This window comes from Helicobacter pylori SA213A, assembly GCF_000476275.1.
In the GTDB taxonomy this organism is placed as follows: Bacteria; Campylobacterota; Campylobacteria; order Campylobacterales; family Helicobacteraceae; genus Helicobacter; species Helicobacter pylori_CL.
Genome location: NZ_CBOM010000006.1, coordinates 37,886 through 55,750, shown reverse-complemented (window position 1 = coordinate 55,750; position 17,865 = coordinate 37,886). Strand labels below are relative to the sequence as shown.

Below are 17,865 nucleotides of genomic sequence, written 5' to 3'. Positions count from 1 at the left end.
ATTCAAATAGCGTTTTTAAAACAGATTCAAACGCTTTTTAGCGGTTTGAAAATATTCTTTTTCTGATTCTATACCGATAAATTTTCGTTCTAAATTTTTGCACGCTAAACCGGTGGTGCCGCTCCCCATGAAAGGATCTAGCACGATGTCATTAGGGTTTGTGTGGATGGAAATGATTTTTTCCATTAAGGCTAGGCTTTTTTGCGTGGGGTGTTTGGTCTTTTCAAGCCCGCTCACCACAGGGCTTTTTAAAATCAAGGGCCGTAAATATTTTTCATTTTTGGGTTTGTTAAACACCCATTTGGCTTTCTTTTTAACCGCCCACAGGGCAAATTCCGTGTCCTGGACATAGCGCCGGTGGATGTTTCTTGGCATGGGATTAGTTTTAACCCATTGGATAAAGTCTTTGACCACAAAGCCGTTTTCTTCTAAAAAATCAGCGATATAGCTTATAAACCTGTAAGAGCAAAAAATAATCATGCAGCCGTTTGGATTGACTAATGGGGCGTAGAGTGCGATCCATTCTAAAAGCTTGAAATTTTTATCCCATTCTCCAAAATCTATACCCTGTCTTTTAGCGCTCTTTAGGGTAGAAAAATTATTTTTAACCGAAATATTGTAAGGAGGGTCAGTGATGATCGCATCCACTTTTAAATTTTGTTGGTAGAAATCCTTGATGATTTCAAAAGCGTTAACATGATAAATTTGTATCATTTTCTTAAGCTTTTTAAGATCGCTTTGCCTAAAGCTAGGGCTAAAAGAGGAGGCACAGCGTTACCGATTTGCTTGCAAACGCTTGTTTTATTGCCATAAAAAATATAATCATCGCTAAAACTTTGTATCCTAGCGGCTTCTCTGGGCGTGATAGAGCGGTGCAATTCAGGGTGGGAGTTGGTGCCATTGCTTGGAGTGTCAAAGCGTGTGTCTATGGTAGGGCTGATTTTATTCCAGCTCAAACGCCCCCATGTGCTTTTAAATTGCTGTTTGCCATGCAAGTTTTTAGGCAAGCATTCTTTGCCCTGCTCTTTATTGATGAGCTTTAATTTCTCTAAAGCGGCTTGGGAGTGGTTGGTGGCTTGGTGGTTGTATAATTTGGGGCTATCTTTTCGCATCAAGGCTTGATAGCTTGATTGGATAGGGTTTAAATAATCGCTCTCAAACGCCCCCTCATTAGAACAAAGATAGGCTAAATCGCTTATCGCATCTTGAACATTCACGCTTTGAGAAGGCTCTAAAAGATTGAAATCAAAACTGAAATGACTAGCCCCTACAATAAACGCTCTCTCTCTGTTTTGAGGCACACCATAATCTGAAACATTTAAGACAATCTTATTACCGACAATTCTATGAGGCTTTTTGTTTAATTCTGTATTCTCAAACGCGCTTTGTCCTTCTTTTAAATCCTTAATCCATTCTTGCATATGCTTTGGATAAGTTCTAAAACTATGATAAAAATCCGTGCTATCATACTCGCCCCAAGCAAGTGGTTTTAATGAGCCTATCACTTCTTTTAAGGTTTTTTCTTGTTTGAAATCAGGAAAAAATTCTAACGCGCTTATAAAATCTTTAAACTCTTTACAAACCCCTATCACTAAAGTTCTTGTTCGGCTTGAATTAGCTCCAAAATTTTTAAAATTGATTACCTCATCATAGAGCATATAATCGCCACTCAAATTTTGCTCTATCATAGATCCTATCTAGCAAATTGTCATTTTTGTCTATACAACCTGTTTTATAAAAACTAGGGACATTTTCTAAAATAAAAAATCTGGGTTTGATTTGTTTGATCAAATCAATGCTTTCAACCACTAAAGAATTCCGTTTGATTTCATCGTTTTTCTTTTTATGATTGGCTACGCTCATGCCTTGACAAGGTGGGGTTGCTACCACTAAATCAACCCTATCATTACCAAATTTTTTAGAATAAAATTCAATTTGCTTTAAAATTTTTTCTTTTGTTTCTGACTTTTTAATATCCCCACTAATGTAGCTTTCATCAAATTTGCATTTGCGATTAATCCTTTGGATATTCAAGCGTTTTTCTAAAATTTCATTGGTAGCAACGCATTCAAACCCCTCTTCTAAAAGCCCATAGCACCCCACTCCTGCCCCAGAAAATAAAGAAACATAGGTTAAGGTTTGATTAAAGAGCATAGGGGGTTTTAGGGATTAGACCAAGCTCATTTGAAGCGTTTTAATGCCTCAAGCTCTCAATTTCTTTAAGCATGGTTTCAAAAGCCTCTTTAGTGCCTGCTCGCACGCTAGAAAACAAACTAAACACCACAATAGCGATGCTTGCTACAATAAAGCCCGGAACGATTTCATAAATATCCAAAAAGCTTTTGCCAAATTTATCGTATAAAATCACCGTGCTAGCCCCAGAGAGCATGCCAGCAATTGCACCAATGCGCGTCATTCTTGACCAAAAAAGCGAGAATAAAATCACAGAGCCAAAACTCGCACCAAAGCCAGCCCATGCGTAACTCACGATGCTAAGAATGCTAGCGTTTCTATCCGTTGAAATGAAAAAAGCGATGCAAGCCACCCCTAAAACCGAAAGCCTAGAAATAACCATCACTAATTTTTGGGGGGCGTTTTTATTGAAAATCGTCGCATAGAAATCTTCAGCAATGGTAGAAGAGCTTACAAGCAGTTGCGAACTGGCCGTGCTCATCACCGCCGCTAAAATCGCGCTCAATAAAATGCCTGTGATCCAAGGGTTAAAGAGCAATTGACTCATCACAATGAAAATCTTTTCAGGGTCTTGTAAACTCAAATCAAATTTATGCGCATACGCAACGCCTAAAAGCCCCATAACGCATGCCCCAATCAAAGAAATAACCATCCAAGAAATCCCAATAGTGGTCGCTTTGGGGACATCTTTAATGGAGCGGATAGACATGAAACGCACTAAAATATGGGGTTGCCCAAAATAGCCTAACCCCCAAGCAAGGCTTGAAATAATGGCGACTATACTAGAGCCTTGCAAGAAAGAAAGGTTTTCAGGCTTGATTTCTCTAATGATTTTAATCCCCTCTCCAATCCCTCCAAGATGGATTATCATAACGATCGGCACCACGATTAAAGCGCTCATCATCAAAAGCCCTTGAATCAAATCCGTCCAGCACACCGCCTTATACCCCCCTAAAAAGGTGTAAGAGACAATAATCAGCGTGCCAATGCTTAAAGCGTAGGTGTATTGAATGCCAAAGGTCGCTTCAAAGAGTTTAGCCCCGCTCACCAGCCCTGAAGAAATGTAAAAAATAAAAAAGATTAAAATCACAAAAGCTGAAATCAAGCGCAAGATGTGTTTATCATCGCTAAAGCGCGTTTCAAAATAATCTGAAATGGTGATGGAATTAGCGATCACGCTCGTATAGATGCGTAAGCGTTTAGCCACAAAAACCCAGTTAATGAGCGCGCCCAAACTCAACCCTATGGCGATGTGTGAGTTGATAAGCCCCCCCACATATAAAGCTCCAGGTAATCCCATTAGAAGCCACCCACTCATATCGCTCGCCCCTGCGCTCAAAGCGCTAATGATAGGGCCCATGGAACGATCGCCTAAGAAATAATCTTCAGTCGTTTCATTTTGTTTGTAAAAATAAAAACCAATATAGAGCATTAACAGCGAATAAGCGATAAACATCGTAACAATAGGGGTGCTTAAAACAACATGTCCCATTTTGATCTCCTTATTTAATACAATATTTATTTTTCAGCACAACATGATTTGTGGCAAGTTGGTCGCCTTAAAACCCTTGAGCCTAAATTCCCGTAACGATGATAAGAGATGCTAACCGATCGCTCTAAGTGGTAATACAGTAATTCAAAACGCCCGTTTAGGCATGGTTTAGCCGTGGCTAAAACCATCCCTAAAGCGCTCGCTTGTTCGTGCAATAAATCCAAATCGCTTTTTAGATAACGGACACGATTGAAAGCATGCAATTTTTCGCTAAAAGCTTGCAAACTTTCATAAACGATAGGAGCGTTTATTTGGAGCGTTTTTAAGCATTCTAAAAAAAAGGTTAAATCCTTGTTCGTTCGTTCGTTTTCTATGCTGATTGTTAAAGGGATTTGAGAAATGAGACATGCTAAAGCCACGCCTAACATATCGCTTAAGGTGTCCTTTTCGGTGATGCGATAGCCCACGCTTTTAACCTTAGTGTAGGAAAAGAGGTTGTCTTCGCCTCTGATTTTGACATAGTCTTTAGCTTGGCTAAATTCATGCTTGTAATGATAAGCGTAGCTCTTTGCCATAAAAATCGCGCGCTTCAACTCATGCGTGTGTTCGTCATAGCCTTTTTGAGTCAAGCTCTCTAAAGTTTCGCTCAAGGGGTTTTTTAGGGCGTGTTCATCTTCTTCACCTTGATGGATATTCACAAATTGCGTGATATAGTTAAAAATGCCTACTTTCCTCCCAAACCCCACAGCGGATTTTTTAATCCCCCCAAAAGGCTGGCGCAAAACGATCGCTCCTGTGGTGGGCTTGTTGATATAGATATTACCGGCTTCAATGCGTTCTAAATAATATTCCCACTCCCTTTCGTCTAACGACTCTAACGCGCTAGTCAGCCCGTAACCGGTAGAATTGACTATTTCTATCGCCTCGTTTAAATCTTGCGCTTTCATCACGGATAAAATGGGAGTAAAAAGCTCAGTTTGGTGCGTGAAATCGCCTTTTTTAGTGCCGTATTTGATGCTTGGCTTCATCAAATAGGGGTTATCATCAACAAAACTTGCTGGGATTTCGTAATTTTCATAGCTTTTCAATTCATCTATGGCTTTGATGACCTTTTCATTAGGCTTGTCCGCTAGAGTGCCGATTTTGTTTTTGAAATCAAAAGGATCGCCCACGCTAAGGCTTAGAGTCGCATCTATTAGAGTCTTTTTGAAGTTCTCATCTTCATAGACTTCTTTTTCTAACACTAAAAGCGAAGTGGCAGAGCATTTTTGCCCCGAATTGCTAAAAGCTGAATGGATAACATTCTTGATCGCCTGATCTCTGTCTGCCATTTTGCTCACAATGGTGGCGTTTTTACCGCCCGTTTCAGCGCTCAAGGCTAAAGTGGGGTTAGCTTCTAGCATTTTATAAGCGGTGTCTTCGCCCCCGGTTAAAATGGCAAACTGGATGCTTTCATCTTTTAAAAGGTGTTCGCTAATATCGCTCCCTTTAGAGGGCAAGTAAATGAGCGCATCTCTAGGCACGCCGGCATCCCAAAAACACTCACAAAGTTTATAACCCGTTACGCTAGACAAACTTGAGGGCTTGTAAATCACCCGATTGCCAGCGGCTAGGGGGGCAGCGATAGTGCCTACGGAAATGCCCACAGGGAAATTCCACGGAGCAATGACCACACCCACGCCTTTAGGGGTGAATTGCGTTTTTTGGTTTTGCTCTTGCAACACCCTTAAGCTATAAGGGTAAAACTCTAAAAAGTCAATGGCTTCGCTTACTTCAGCGTCCGTTTCAGCGAAAGTCTTACCCACTTCTAAAGCCGAAATCCCTATTAAATCGCCTCTTCTTTCTCTAAAAAGCTGGGCGGTTTGGCTCATTAAGGCATGGATTTCTGCAAAACTTTTTTGACTGAAACGGCTTTTATCGCTCTTAGCGACTTCTAGGGCTTTTAAAATCGCTTCTTTATCCGCTAAATGCACGCTGGCGATTTTTTTATGATGGATTTTATCAAAGACTTCTAAAGGGGTTAAATTAGGGTCTTCAAACCTCCCATCAATCTCTGGGTAAAGCTCTAAAATAGGGGCGTTATGCATTTTTTCGCGCACTTTTTTAGCCCACTCTCGGTTGGCTTTTAAAATAAAATCGGTATCGCTTTCGTTTTTAAAGGAGTGGTTTGGGTAGGTGGTATGCCCGGTTTGTTTGGCGTTTCTATCTTGGGTCCTGTGGGTGGCATTGTCTAAAGTGGCGATTCCTTTAAGGCTGTTTAAAAAGCGTTGCTCTTGGTCTTTCCATTCGCTCGTGCCTACTTTGAGGTTGAAGAAAGCTTTCATGAAATTATCGCTTGAGGTGTTTTCGTCTAACCTCCTCACCAAGTAAGCGATCGCATTGTTAAAATGCACTTCATCGCACACCGGCGCATAAAGAATGAGTTTGTGCATCTCTTTTAATTCCTGGCTCGCTTGCAAGCTCATGCCCTCTAGCATTTCAAAGCTAAAATGCTCTAACACAATAGGGTCATTAATGGCATGGATGCGCGTATAAACATAAGCGATTTCAAAAATATTATGGCTCGCTGCGCCAATATGAATGTATTTATAATTATCGCCCTCTAAAACAAAATCTAACATTTTATTGTAATTAGAATCGGTGTCTTGCTTATTGGAAAATGTGGGTAACGCCCAGTCTTTCATGGAAGCAATAGTCTCTTCACTCTCCATGTTCGCTCCCTTAACGAAGCGGATTTTAATGGGCTTTAACCCTTTTAAAACCCTTTCTTTAGAAAAAGCGTGCAGTTTTTTCAAATATTCATAAGAATCAGGGATATAGGCTTGCAGCACAATACCAGCGTTCAAATCAAATTTAGCGATAGACTCCATAAAAGACTCCACCGTGAGCTCCAAATCCCTAAATTCCTCCATATCCAAATTAATGAATTTAGGCATGCCTTGTTTTTTTCTTCTTCTAAAGCTAGGGCGTAAAGAGCGTCTAAGCGTTTGACAATCTCTTTTTTAGAGTATTCAAAATCAAGGATATTGATTTGAGAAAAAATCGTCGTGATTTTAATGGAAATGTATTGGATGTAGTTGGATTTTAGGGCTTGAGAGTATTTTTCAAAACGCGCATTAGCTTCTTCTTCGCCTAAAACTTCCTCGCCGATAAAATTCACATTCAAAATGATTTTTTCATTTTTTCTTTTTAAAATCCGCTCTTTCAATTGGCTCTCTTCTTGATCCAAGACCATCGCTTTCGTGTCGCTTCTGATTTTATTGACAAAGAAAGGCACGCTCATATCAGGGAGCATTTTCCCAAAGCTCAAAAACCCCATTAAAAGCAATTTTTCAAACGAAGAAAAAATCTCACGGCTTTTGTATTTGTCTAAAACATGCTCAATCATTTCAAAGCGGGCTTTATTGTCCAAGCATCTAAAACTCCGATCCATAAGCTCTATGAGCATGACTTTGTTTTCGGGGTTATTTAAAAGCTTTTGCATTTTAGAGTGGAACGCTTTTTCTTGCTCGCTCAAATGGTTACTGATACTATCTTGCAGTTTTTTAGCTAATTCTAGTGAATCGTCAATGATTTTTTGCATGAGCTTACCTTTTATTTAAGAATTTGGCTTGATTGTAGCATGTTTTAAGCGGGTGGCTTTAAGTCTTATGGGTTGGTAATGTTTTTTAATTTTAAATTTTGTTCTAGCGGTAATTAATTCTCATTCCAATCTGTTTGAGTTTATCACGCATTTTTACACAATGATAAAAATTTGAGTGATAATTTGTATTGTTTTTAGCTTCATTTACTTTTCGTTTAAAAATAAATTATACCATTCGCATCGTGTAATTTAAAGTTTAGCTTATTCAATTAAACGATTTTAAATTAAACGGATTTACAAAGAATTTTACAAAACAAAGGATATAAAATGAAAACAATTAAAAATGGTATTATGATCGGCACACTCGGTGCGTTGTTATTGAGCGGTTGTTCTAGCTTTGATACTCAGCGTTTCGCTTGTCTTCCTAAAGACCATTCTTCAAAAGACGCTTCTACCAAAAAAGAAGCGCAATACACGCCTAAGGGCTTTTTTGACCCTTATTCTTCTAACTTAAACCACTGGGATTCTACATTCTAGGGGTTTGTTAGAGGGGGCGAAAAAGGGGGGGAAAATAAAGCTCATTTTAAGTTTTCTCAAATTACAATAACAATCTTTTTAACATTGATATAAAATATAAAAAAGGAGATATTCTTATGAGTGGTGATCATATTGTAGAAAACATGAATATAGGAAATACGAGTATTTCAAGAACGACTGCTTCTATCCCCCCCCAATAATGAAGAGCTTTTAAAATCTGTTGAAGATCTAAAAGATCGCTTTAAAAAATTAGAAGTCCAATTAGAAGACCTTGAACCCCTTATAAAAATTTCTCGTTGCATAGGCTCCTTTTTTAGAGAATCCTCTAACGACACCCAAGAAAACTCAAAAGACTCTCAAGAAAAAGAGGAAGCGCTTAAAGAAGAAAACACCAAACTAAATGGAGAAAGAAATAAACTAGCTAGAGAAATAGATAAGCTGACTAGCCGAAACACCGAGCTGAAAACAGATAAAGACAATCTAACTAAAGCAAACGCCGATCTGAAAGCAGAAAAAGAAAATCTAACTAAAGAAAACACCAATCTGAAAGCAGATAAAGACAATCTAACCGATCAGCTTAATTCATCACAAAAGCAAGTGAATGAGTTAAAAAACTTTCAGCAAGTTTTAGAAAATGAAAAAGCCGAGTTATCCACAGAAAAAGAAAATCTAACTAAAGAAAAAACCGAATTACAAAAGCAAGTGAGAGAATTAGAACAATCTCAGCAAGTTTTAAAAAATGAAAACACCGATCTAGATAACAAGATCACCGGTTTATCAAAAGAAAAAGAAAATCTAACCAAAGAAAAAGAAAATCTAACTAAAGAAAAAACAGAACTCACTGAAAAAAACACCGAATTAAAAAACCAAGTGATCCAAGCGAACCAAGAAAAAGACAAGTTAGAGCAAAAACACGCTCCATACAAAAAATTAGAAAGACTCTATGAAGTCTTTTTGGAAGTCAAAGGGTGCTTGAATTTTGGGTTTGTGGAAAAAACCCATAGCGCAATGGATTTGATCGCATCAGTTCTTAGCGATAGCAAATACTATTTAGAAAGCCTTTATAACAAAGCGAGCCAAGAATTAAGCGATAAGAGAAGCGATAAAGGCGAAAAATTAGCTGAATTGTTTGATTTGCTTTTTGAATATGTTAAGGATAATAAATTTGAGCGTTTGAAAGAGCCAAGCGCTTATGACTCTACATGCAAAAAGCTATACCCAGAGCAAAACACTTTCGGAAAGATGCAAAGAGTGGTCTTAATAGGCTACACATACGACAAAAAAACGACATATTACACTATCGTGGATATGGGATCATAAAATGGGAACATTCATTGAAAAATGCTTTGGTTTCTATCAAATCAGAGAAGAATTAGAAGCTCGCATCAGTGAGTTAGAAGATGAAAACGAAAATCTAACTAATGAAAACACAGAGTTAAAAACAGAAAACGAAAACTTAGCTGTAAAAATCAGTGGGTTAGAAAACTCTAACGATCAATTATGGCAAGCTAAAGACAAGCTAACCAAAGAAAACACCGATTTAGCTAGTAAAAACGCCGCGCTGACTGAAAAAACCGTCGATCTGAAAACCGAAAATGACAAACTCAACCACCAAGTTATCGCGCTCACTAAAGAGCAGGATAGTCTCAAACAAGAGCGAGCGCAATTGCAAGATGCGCATGGGTTTTTAGAAAAATTATGCGCTGATTTAGAAAAAGACAACCAACACCTAACCGACAAACTCAAAAAGTTAGAAAGCGCTCAAAAAAATTTAGAAAACTCTAACGATCAGCTATTGCAGGCTAAAGAAAAAATAGCCGAAGAAAAAACAGAATTGGAGCGAGAAATGGCGCGCCTGAAGAGTTTAGAAGCCACAGACAAAAGCGAGCTGGACTTGCAAAATTGGCGTTTTAAAAGCGCGATAGAGGATCTCAAACGCCAAAACAGAAAATTAGAAGAAGAGAACATCGCGCTCAAAGAGAGGGGCTTGAAAGAGCAACCCTAAAAAACAACCAAAACCATAATTAAAGGAGAAATATCATGGTAACACCCTTAAAAAGTTTAAAACTGCCTATTGGCCACCCGTTAGTAGAGATTTTGTGCGAGCTGTCTTTAAAAGATAAAGCCGTATTCAATGAAGAAGCTCCGATTAATTTCAAAAAAGAAGTGTCAGAAGAAGATAAAATCAAGTTCAAGCAAGCGCTGCGGGTGCTTCATGCGATTGTCAGTAATGAGGCTTATTCAAGGTATCTTTCTGATGACAATCAAAGATTCATAGAGGGTTTAGCGCAAGCTGAAAAGATCACTAATGAGCTTGTAGAAAAAACCTTAGAAATCGTTTCTTATAGCGATGTGGATGTGGATTTTGAAGCGTTTAGTAATGTGATGCTCGAGGTGGATAAGACAGCGGTAGGCCTTAAGAGTTATAGTCAAAGCCAACTGCTTGATTTAGATGGAGGGCATTGGGATTTAGCGGTGCCTAGCTCGCCTAAAGAAAGCGTAACCTTTAGGTTTGATAATTTACCCAAAGAAAAAATCGGCGAAGAAGAGGTAGAAAGGAATTTCTATGTCCGTTCAAGTTTGAAAGATTTAAAAAGGGATGGTTTTGTCGCTATTGACTTTGGGACTAAAAGCACGACTGCAAGCTTTATAGGTGAGGGCGGAAGATACTGCTTGCTCTCTATTGGCGGGGATGTAGATGCAGAGGACCTAAAAAAGTATGAAAACCCCACGATAGTAGAGTTCAGAAACAAAGAAAAGTTTCTTAAAGATTATAACGCTTTAAGCCACCGCCCTTTCACAGAAAAGCAAGATATGGAAGTGGCGTATGAAGCCCAAAAGTATTTTACAAGCGCTCAAGGTAATGATTTGTATCGGTTTTTTTCTAAATTGAAGCAATGGGCTGGAGCGGATGAAAAACAGAATTTTAGGGATTTATTTGAAGATTTTTCTTTAGAAAGCTTCGCTCATTGCACGGATTTTAACCCCATAGAAATCTATGCTTACTATATTGGCCGCTGCATCAACAACATGCATAATGGCGTGTTTTTGAAATACTTTTTATCCTATCCCATCAAGTATGAAAAGCATCAAGCTGAAAAAATCAGAGAGAGTTTTGAAAAAGGCTTAAAAAAATCCTTACCCAGGCATGTTTTTGACGATGAAAAAACGGCTAAAAATTTCAAAGTGGAATTAAGAGCGAGCGAGCCTTGCGCGTATGCCATTAGCGCTTTAAAAAGCTATGGGTTTGATAAATCAGCAAAATTAGACAAGCCGGTTTATTACGGGGTGTTTGATTTTGGGGGTGGGACGACGGATTTTGACTTTGGCAAATGGGAAAAAAGCGCTAACCCTAAATTCGCTTACAAAATGACGCATTTTAGCAGTGGAGGGGATAAGTATTTAGGCGGTGAAAATTTATTGGAATTGTTGGCTTTTGAAGCGTATGGTCAAAATTTTCAAACGCTGAAAGAAAAAGGCATTGTCATCGCTAAGCCTAACTATGATGGGATCGATGAGCAACGCTTTGGATCTTTTATACAAAAATCCAGAGAAGCGCGCTTGAACTTGCAAACGATTGCTTCTAACTTACGCCCTTTTTTAGAAAATTTAGACGCTGATATTATAGAAGCGATAGAAGAAAATGAAGAGTTTGAGATAGAAGGCTTTGAAAAGGGTTCTAAAATCACGCTGTTTGATAGGAATGGGAAAGATATACCAGAAATCGAACTCAAAATTGATTATAAAGAGCTTTTAAACCTTTTAAAAAGCAAGATAGATGATGGCGTTAAAAACTTCTTTGCAGGGTTTTCTAAAGTGATGGCTGAAAATATTGACGATGAGTGTCGGGCGTTTCATATTTTCTTAGGAGGGAATGCGAGCAAATCGATGCTGGTCAAACAAGCGTTTGAAAACGCCAAAGAAAAGGAGCTCAAAGCTTACAAGCAAATGGCTTCTAAAGATGATTTCACATTCATTCTTTATGAGCCGCTAGGCACAGAAGAATCAGACAAACAGATTTTAGAGCTTACAGGAGAAGACGTTTCTAACACGCCCGCTTATTTGAAGCCCACTTGCAAAACCGGGGTGGCTTTTGGGCTTTTAGAAAGCAGGAACAAGCCTAACGGGATTGAAATGCCCTCTATAGACGCCAACCCTGTGTTTAAATACGATTTGGGCGTTGAAAAAGAAGGGAATTTTCACATTAAAATCAGTCGGGATTCTTTAAAGCCTAACGAATACCAGATTTTCCAAACTAAAGAGGAATGGGGAGGCTTTGATGGGTTAGAGATACGCTACAGCGATAAAGCTCTAGCCAACACCAACACTTTAAACATTCACGACACACAGCGTATTTTTATAGCGTTAGAAGAGCATGAAGAAGTGGATGTGAAGGTGTGTTGCGTGGATTCACAAAGCATTAAAGTGGGGCTGTTTAAAGACGACCAATTAATCTATGAAAGCGAGGTAGAAAAATTATGATGACTAAGAACGCGTATGCGTTTGTTGTGATTGAAGAAAAAGTTATGGCGTTTAAACACGCCAAAGATAAGGGGCTAATCCCTATCTTTGAAGGCTTTGTGCCTTTAAAAGAGGGCTTTTTGAAAAATTTTAAAGAGCGTTGCAATTTGGAATTTTTAGAAAGCTTAGACCTTTTGTTTTTGTATGACAAGCCATCCGCGCACGAGATTTTTTCCTTGTGCAAGGAGCTGAAAAATTCTGTCTGGGACAGGAAGCTTGTGGTAGCGTTAGTGGAGGCTTTAGAGGGGTTTAAGGGTTTGAATTTGTCGCTCCAAATAGAAGACAAGCGTTCTAACAGCTTGGGTAATGGCGCCAAAAAATTGCTCACCAACGCTGATTTAGGGAGCACCCACAAAACGATCGTGATAGACAGCATGAAAACATACCACCAAAGCCAGCAAGAAAAATACAAAAGAGAAAGAGGCGAAACGATAGAGATTCGCCCCACAACACCCCCTAGCTATGGGGGTGGGAGCATTAGAATCAGCGGCGATAAAAAGCCTGATTCTAATGAAGAAAATTTTTAAAAGAAAGGACAACCGATGAGCAAAGTGCAAATGGATACCGAAGAGGTTAGGGAATTTGTGGAGCATTTAGAACGCTTTAAAGAGTTATTGAATGATGAAGTGAATGGCTTGAATAGCCATTTCCATAATTTGGATTCATGGCAAGACGCTAGGAGAGACAGATTTAGCGAGGTGTTAGACAACTTGAAAAGCACCTTCAACGAGTTTGATGAAGCCGCGCAAGAGCAAATCGCATGGCTTAAAGAGAGGATTAGGGTTTTAGAAGAGGATTATTAAGGATGATTTATGGCTGAATGGAAAACGGACACAGAAGAAGTCAAAGAGGTTGTTGGAAGATGCAGGGAATTTAAACAAACCCTGCAAAAAGACAAGTGTGGTGGTTTTATCAAAGACCTTGATAGTTACGCGCTAAAAATCATAGTGGAGTGCAGAAAAATTGAAATGCAATTGGAAAAAGCCATAGGAAAATTAAACGCAGCCAGAAAGAAGCGAAAGGGCTTTTGGGGATCTGTTTTAGATTTTTGTGGAGGTGTTTGTGATGCAGTCTCGACTATTTTCCCTTTTGCTAAATTAGGCGCTGAAGCTTGTGAAAAGGGCTTAAACCTTATGGAAGACAATATAGAAAAATGGGAAAGGAATGTAAGATTACTAGAACAAGCACTTGAAATCTACTCCACTCAAGCCAAAGCGAGCATGGAACTTGTGAATCAAGCTTGGGAGGGCGTTAAAAAGAGGTTGCATTTTTATACTGATAAGCACCAGGAATTTATCAGGCGTTTGAAACAAGCGAGCGATGCGATAGATAACGAATACAACTTTCCAACCCCAGGCGTTTTAATGGAATACGATTTTGAACGGCCTACTTTCTCTTATAACCCTAAAAAAAGCGTTTTTGATGAGCGCTTGAAAGATTTGAGGGAAGATTTTAGCTTTTCTTTATACACCGATTTGAAAAACAGATTTAACGCTTCTTCTAAATCAGATCGCGCTAAATCCTCTAAAGAGCGAGAATTTGAAAAGAGTTTAGAGGATTTAACGCCAAGCTTTAGAGATAAAACTAACGCTTTATCTAACGATGAACTGGATCGCATGGCAAGCTCTAAAGAACAAGAATTTGAAAAGAGTTTAGAGGATTTGATGCCAAGCGTTTTAAGCGTGCCTTCTTATAACGAAAGCTTTTCGTTAGCCAAAAAGCATTGCGTTAAAAATTGCAAGAAAGCTTTAGAAGGTTTTACAGAAAAAATCAAAGAATCCCCCAACGATTTGAACGCTATAAACGAAGCTTTTGATAACTTAGAAAGAGAGTTAGAAATAGCTACGGAAAATTTGAGTCAAAAAATCGATCCCGTTTTAGAACGCAATGAAAATTATGTGCAAAAAGCGTTGGAGTATAGGGAGTTTTTAGAAAGCCGTAAAGAGGGCTTTATTGTAGATGAAAAAAACCCCTATCCGGAAGAAGTCCGCTTTAATGAGTGGCGTTTAGCGGAGTTTGATAGCGTTTTTAGCGCCATTGTGCCTTTAGAAGATTTGAATAAAATCGCATGCGCTCATCATGCCCTAAAGGCTTTACAAGCCGCGCTTAAAGACAACGATTTGGGCTTTGATGCGACAGAGTTGGAACAGATCGCAAAAGGATTCATCCCTAGGGGCTATTTATGGCATTTTGACGCGAATGTTTTAGGGAATGTGGCGTTGGTTAGGGAAGAATTATTATTAGGCGTGAAACACACGAAAGGATATTCACTATGGACAGAATTTCTACAGAAACAGAATTGAATTGGGAATTTGTAGAGCCGCTCAATGAGAATGCGTTGAACGGGTTAGAAGAGCGGTTGAAAATAGGCTTGAGCGATGCGTTTAAGGACTTTATCAAACGATCAAATTATGGTTTTAGCCAATGGCGTTCTTTCATGGTGGGCAATGAATCCTACACATTCAAGCATGTTTTGAACTTCAACTTAGAGAGCTTGTTTATTGATTTCATGCAGAGCTTGAAAGAATGGTTAGAACCTGAAGAAATCGTCTTTGCTAATGACGGGTATGGGGGGTATTATCTTTTGAATACGACTACTGATGTGGTGCTGTTTTTAGACACTGATGATGGCTCAAAAAAAGCGCTATTAAATCTTAAAATGTTTTTAAAAAAACTAGAATCAAGGGGTTAAAATGTTTTCTCATAAAGTTTTTTTGGAGGGTTGCACCAATGAGTTAAGAAGGATTTGCGATGAATTTGTAGAAAACGCCATGCAAGATGATTTGGGGCAGAAACTTAAAAGTGAGGCGCTAGAGGAGATGCTAAAAATCGCGCATGATTTAGAAAATTTAGAGCAGGACACTCAATACCAAAGAAGAAAAATCGACGAGCAAATTGAAGAAGCCAAGTCTTTGGAGGGGCGAATTGATATGAATTTCCATCCATCAAGCGAAATTGATAAGCTTATGCGTGAAGCCAAAGAGCATGAAAGAGAAGCTAAGAGGCGCTATGATGAATATCTTAAGGATAGAAATGATTGATGCGGGTAATTTATTAAAAGAACTGGACGATGCCTTAGATAAGGTTGTTGCTAAAAAAGAGCCAGAGAGCTTTCTCAAGCCGATCGTCTCACAAATAGAGGACTACCAAAAGAGTATCAGGCAAATTCAAGCGCAATTCACAGACGCGCCGCAATTCAATGAAACGAGTGCTTACCCTCAATTTTTGAGCTGTGGTTTATTGCAAGTTAGGGGCAAAAATGGCGCTAACATGGAATTTTTATTGCCTAAAGTTTATCCTTTCCCCCCTAAAAGCTTGTATATAGAGCATGAAAAAGACGGGCAGTTTTTGAGAGAAATGCTCATGCGCTTACTCTCTAGCACGCCTTTAGTGCAACTGGAAGTGATTTTGATTGATGCGTTGAGCTTGGGGGGCATTTTCAATCTGGCCAGAAGGCTTTTACATAAAAACAATGACTTTATTTACCAGCAAAGGATTTTAACCGAAAGCAAGGAAATAGAAGAAGCCCTAAAGCATTTGTATGAATATTTAAAGGTTAATTTGCAAGAAAAATTGGCCGGTTTTAGAGATTTTGCGCATTATAATGAAAAAGCCAAAGACCGCTTGCCTTTAAAAGCGCTTTTTTTAAGCGGGGTGGATGCTTTAAGTCAAAACGCGCTTTATTATCTGGAAAAGATCATGCGTTTTGGCTCTAAAAATGGGGTTTTGAGCTTTGTCAATTTGGAGAGCGAAAAAAACAATAAATCCGCAGAAGATTTGAAACGCTATGCGGAGTTTTTTAAAGACAGGACAGGTTTTGAGCGCTTAAAATACCTTAATGTGGAAGTGATCAATGATCATGGTATCCAATCCCAGCACATGCAAGACTTCGCTACTAAAATTAAAGCGTATTACGAGAAAAAGAAAGCAGTTAAAAGGGAGTTGAAAGACTTACAAAGAGACAAAGAATTTTGGACTAAAAGCTCTCAGTATGAAGTGAGCGTGCCGGTGGGGTGGGATATTAACCATAAGGAAGTGTGTTTTGAAATCGGTAACGCACAAAACCACACGCTCATTTGCGGGCGCAGCGGGAGCGGGAAATCCAATTTCTTGCATGTGCTGATTCAAAATCTAGCTTTCTACTACGATCCCGATGAAGTCCAACTCTTTTTATTAGACTATAAAGAGGGGGTGGAATTTAACGCATACACAGATCCGATTTTAGAGCATGCGAGGTTGGTGAGCGTGGCGAGTTCGGTGGGTTTTGGCATGAATTTTTTAAGCTGGCTTTGCGATGAAATACAAAAAAGAGCCGATCGGTTCAAGCAATTCAATGTGAAAGATTTAAACGATTACCGAAAGCATGAAAAAATGCCCAGATTGATCGTAGTGATTGATGAATTTCAGGTGCTTTTTAGCGATAAATCCACTCAAGTGAAAGGGAGTGTGGAACGATCTTTAAACACTCTGCTTAAAAAGGGCCGCAGCTATGGGGTGCATTTGGTTTTAGCCACTCAAACCATGCGCGGCACTGACATTAATCCAAGCTTTAAGGCTCAAATCGCTAACCGCATCGCTTTGCCTATGGATGCAGAAGACAGCAGTAGTGTTTTGGGCGATGATGCGGCTTGTGAGCTTGTCAGGCCAGAAGGCATTTTCAACAACAACGGAGGGCATCAAAAATACCACACCAAGATGAGTATCCCTAAAGCCCCTGATGATTTCAAATCTTTTCTCACAAAAATACACGCTGAATTTAACCAAAGAAACCTAGCGCCCATAGATCGTAAAATCTATAATGGCGAGACACCTTTAAAAATGCCCAACACCCTTAAGACTGATGAAATGCGTTTGCATCTGGGCAAAAAAGTGGATTATGAGCAAAAGGATCTGATAGTGGAGTTTGAAAACAACGAATCGCATTTGTTAGTAGTGAGCCAAGATTTAAACGCTCGCATCGCTTTAATGAAACTTTTTGCTCAAAATTTCAAGACGGCCAACAAAGAGTTGCTCTTTTATAACGCCGAAAAACGCCTTGTGAGAGAACTTGATGCGTTGAAAAAACACCACATCACGCCCATGCAAAGCCCTCTAGGAAGCGTTTTAGACACCGCCATAAACCCTAATAGCGTGCTGATGATAGACAATTTGAATGAAGCCAAAGAGTTGCACGACAAAGTAGGGGCGGAAAAGTTAAAATCGTTTTTAGAAAAAGCCACAGACAACGAGCAGTATTGCGTCATTTTTGCACATGACTACAAACAAATTAAAACTAATTACCATTTTGACAAGTTAAGAGAATTGTTAAACAACCACTTCAAGCAATGCCTGGCCTTTAAGTGTAATAGGGAAAACTTAGACGCTATCAAAAAAGATTTGCCTTCATTGACAAGCAAACTCAACGCGCTATTTGTAGAGCTTTCCAAAGACAGTCGCACTGAATTCAGGCCTTTCAGCTTACAAGATTAAAAAAAGAGAGTTAAAAAAAGAGAGTTAAAAAAAGAGAGTTAAAAAAGAGAGTTAAAAAAGAGAGTTAAAA

General features: G+C 39.0%; 12 protein-coding genes and 2 pseudogenes. 10 read left to right on the top strand and 4 right to left on the bottom strand.

Translation table 11 applies throughout. The features are described 5' to 3' along the window. Nucleotides 1–15: 15 nt before the first annotated feature. The 4 genes and pseudogenes from QT74_RS03530 to QT74_RS03510 form a co-directional block, all read right to left on the bottom strand. Entirely contained in the window at nt 16–714 is a 699-nt protein-coding gene (locus QT74_RS03530; RefSeq protein ID WP_033764674.1) for a DNA-methyltransferase, read from the bottom strand. Further along, a pseudogene (locus QT74_RS07995) lies at nt 711–2,154 on the bottom strand (DNA cytosine methyltransferase). Before QT74_RS07995 ends, QT74_RS03530 begins: the two are co-directional and overlap by 4 nt. A 40-nt stretch (nt 2,155–2,194) precedes the next feature. Then, complete coding sequence (putP, locus tag QT74_RS03515) at nt 2,195–3,685, bottom strand: sodium/proline symporter PutP (RefSeq protein ID WP_033764672.1); 1,491 nt, start codon at nt 3,683–3,685, stop codon at nt 2,195–2,197. 26 nt (nt 3,686–3,711) lie between these two features. After that, nucleotides 3,712–7,268 (bottom strand): annotated as a pseudogene (locus tag QT74_RS03510) (bifunctional proline dehydrogenase/L-glutamate gamma-semialdehyde dehydrogenase). 327 nt (nt 7,269–7,595) lie between these two features. Here QT74_RS03510 and QT74_RS03505 point away from each other — a divergent pair. The 10 genes from QT74_RS03505 (at nt 7,596) to QT74_RS03460 (ending at nt 17,795) form a co-directional block, all read left to right on the top strand. Next, the gene (locus QT74_RS03505; protein ID WP_000849019.1) at nt 7,596–7,805 is read left to right on the top strand and encodes a hypothetical protein; all 210 of its coding nucleotides are present in this window, start codon (nt 7,596–7,598) and stop codon (nt 7,803–7,805) included. A gap of 597 nt (nt 7,806–8,402) precedes the next feature. After that, complete coding sequence (locus QT74_RS03500; RefSeq protein ID WP_033764670.1) at nt 8,403–9,125, top strand: hypothetical protein; 723 nt, start codon at nt 8,403–8,405, stop codon at nt 9,123–9,125. Nucleotide 9,126: 1 nt separating this feature from the next. Continuing rightward, nucleotides 9,127–9,810: a coiled-coil domain-containing protein gene (locus QT74_RS03495; protein ID WP_033764668.1), complete on the top strand. Its 684-nt coding sequence runs from the start codon at nt 9,127–9,129 to the stop codon at nt 9,808–9,810. A 35-nt stretch (nt 9,811–9,845) separates the two neighbouring features. Beyond that, the gene (locus QT74_RS03490) at nt 9,846–12,287 is read left to right on the top strand and encodes a hypothetical protein (protein WP_033764666.1); all 2,442 of its coding nucleotides are present in this window, start codon (nt 9,846–9,848) and stop codon (nt 12,285–12,287) included. Next, nucleotides 12,284–12,853: a hypothetical protein gene (locus QT74_RS03485; protein ID WP_033764663.1), complete on the top strand. Its 570-nt coding sequence runs from the start codon at nt 12,284–12,286 to the stop codon at nt 12,851–12,853. Before QT74_RS03490 ends, QT74_RS03485 begins: the two co-directional genes overlap by 4 nt. Nucleotides 12,854–12,868: 15 nt before the next feature. Then, nucleotides 12,869–13,129 (top strand): WXG100 family type VII secretion target, encoded by a 261-nt coding sequence (locus tag QT74_RS03480; protein WP_033764662.1) that lies wholly within the window; start codon nt 12,869–12,871, stop codon nt 13,127–13,129. 9 nt (nt 13,130–13,138) lie between these two features. Beyond that, nucleotides 13,139–14,629, top strand: a complete 1,491-nt coding sequence (locus QT74_RS03475; RefSeq protein WP_033764661.1) for an HNH endonuclease — start codon at nt 13,139–13,141, stop codon at nt 14,627–14,629. Then, entirely contained in the window at nt 14,599–15,018 is a 420-nt protein-coding gene (locus tag QT74_RS03470) for an SMI1/KNR4 family protein (RefSeq protein ID WP_033764658.1), read from the top strand. The genes QT74_RS03475 and QT74_RS03470 overlap by 31 nt, the downstream gene beginning before the upstream one ends. Before the next feature lies 1 nt (nt 15,019). Next, nucleotides 15,020–15,367, top strand: a complete 348-nt coding sequence (locus QT74_RS03465; RefSeq protein WP_033764656.1) for a hypothetical protein — start codon at nt 15,020–15,022, stop codon at nt 15,365–15,367. Continuing rightward, nucleotides 15,360–17,795, top strand: coding sequence for a DNA translocase FtsK (locus QT74_RS03460; RefSeq protein ID WP_033764654.1), 2,436 nt, complete (start codon nt 15,360–15,362; stop codon nt 17,793–17,795). The genes QT74_RS03465 and QT74_RS03460 overlap by 8 nt, the downstream gene beginning before the upstream one ends. The last annotated feature ends 70 nt before the right edge of the window (nt 17,796–17,865 follow it).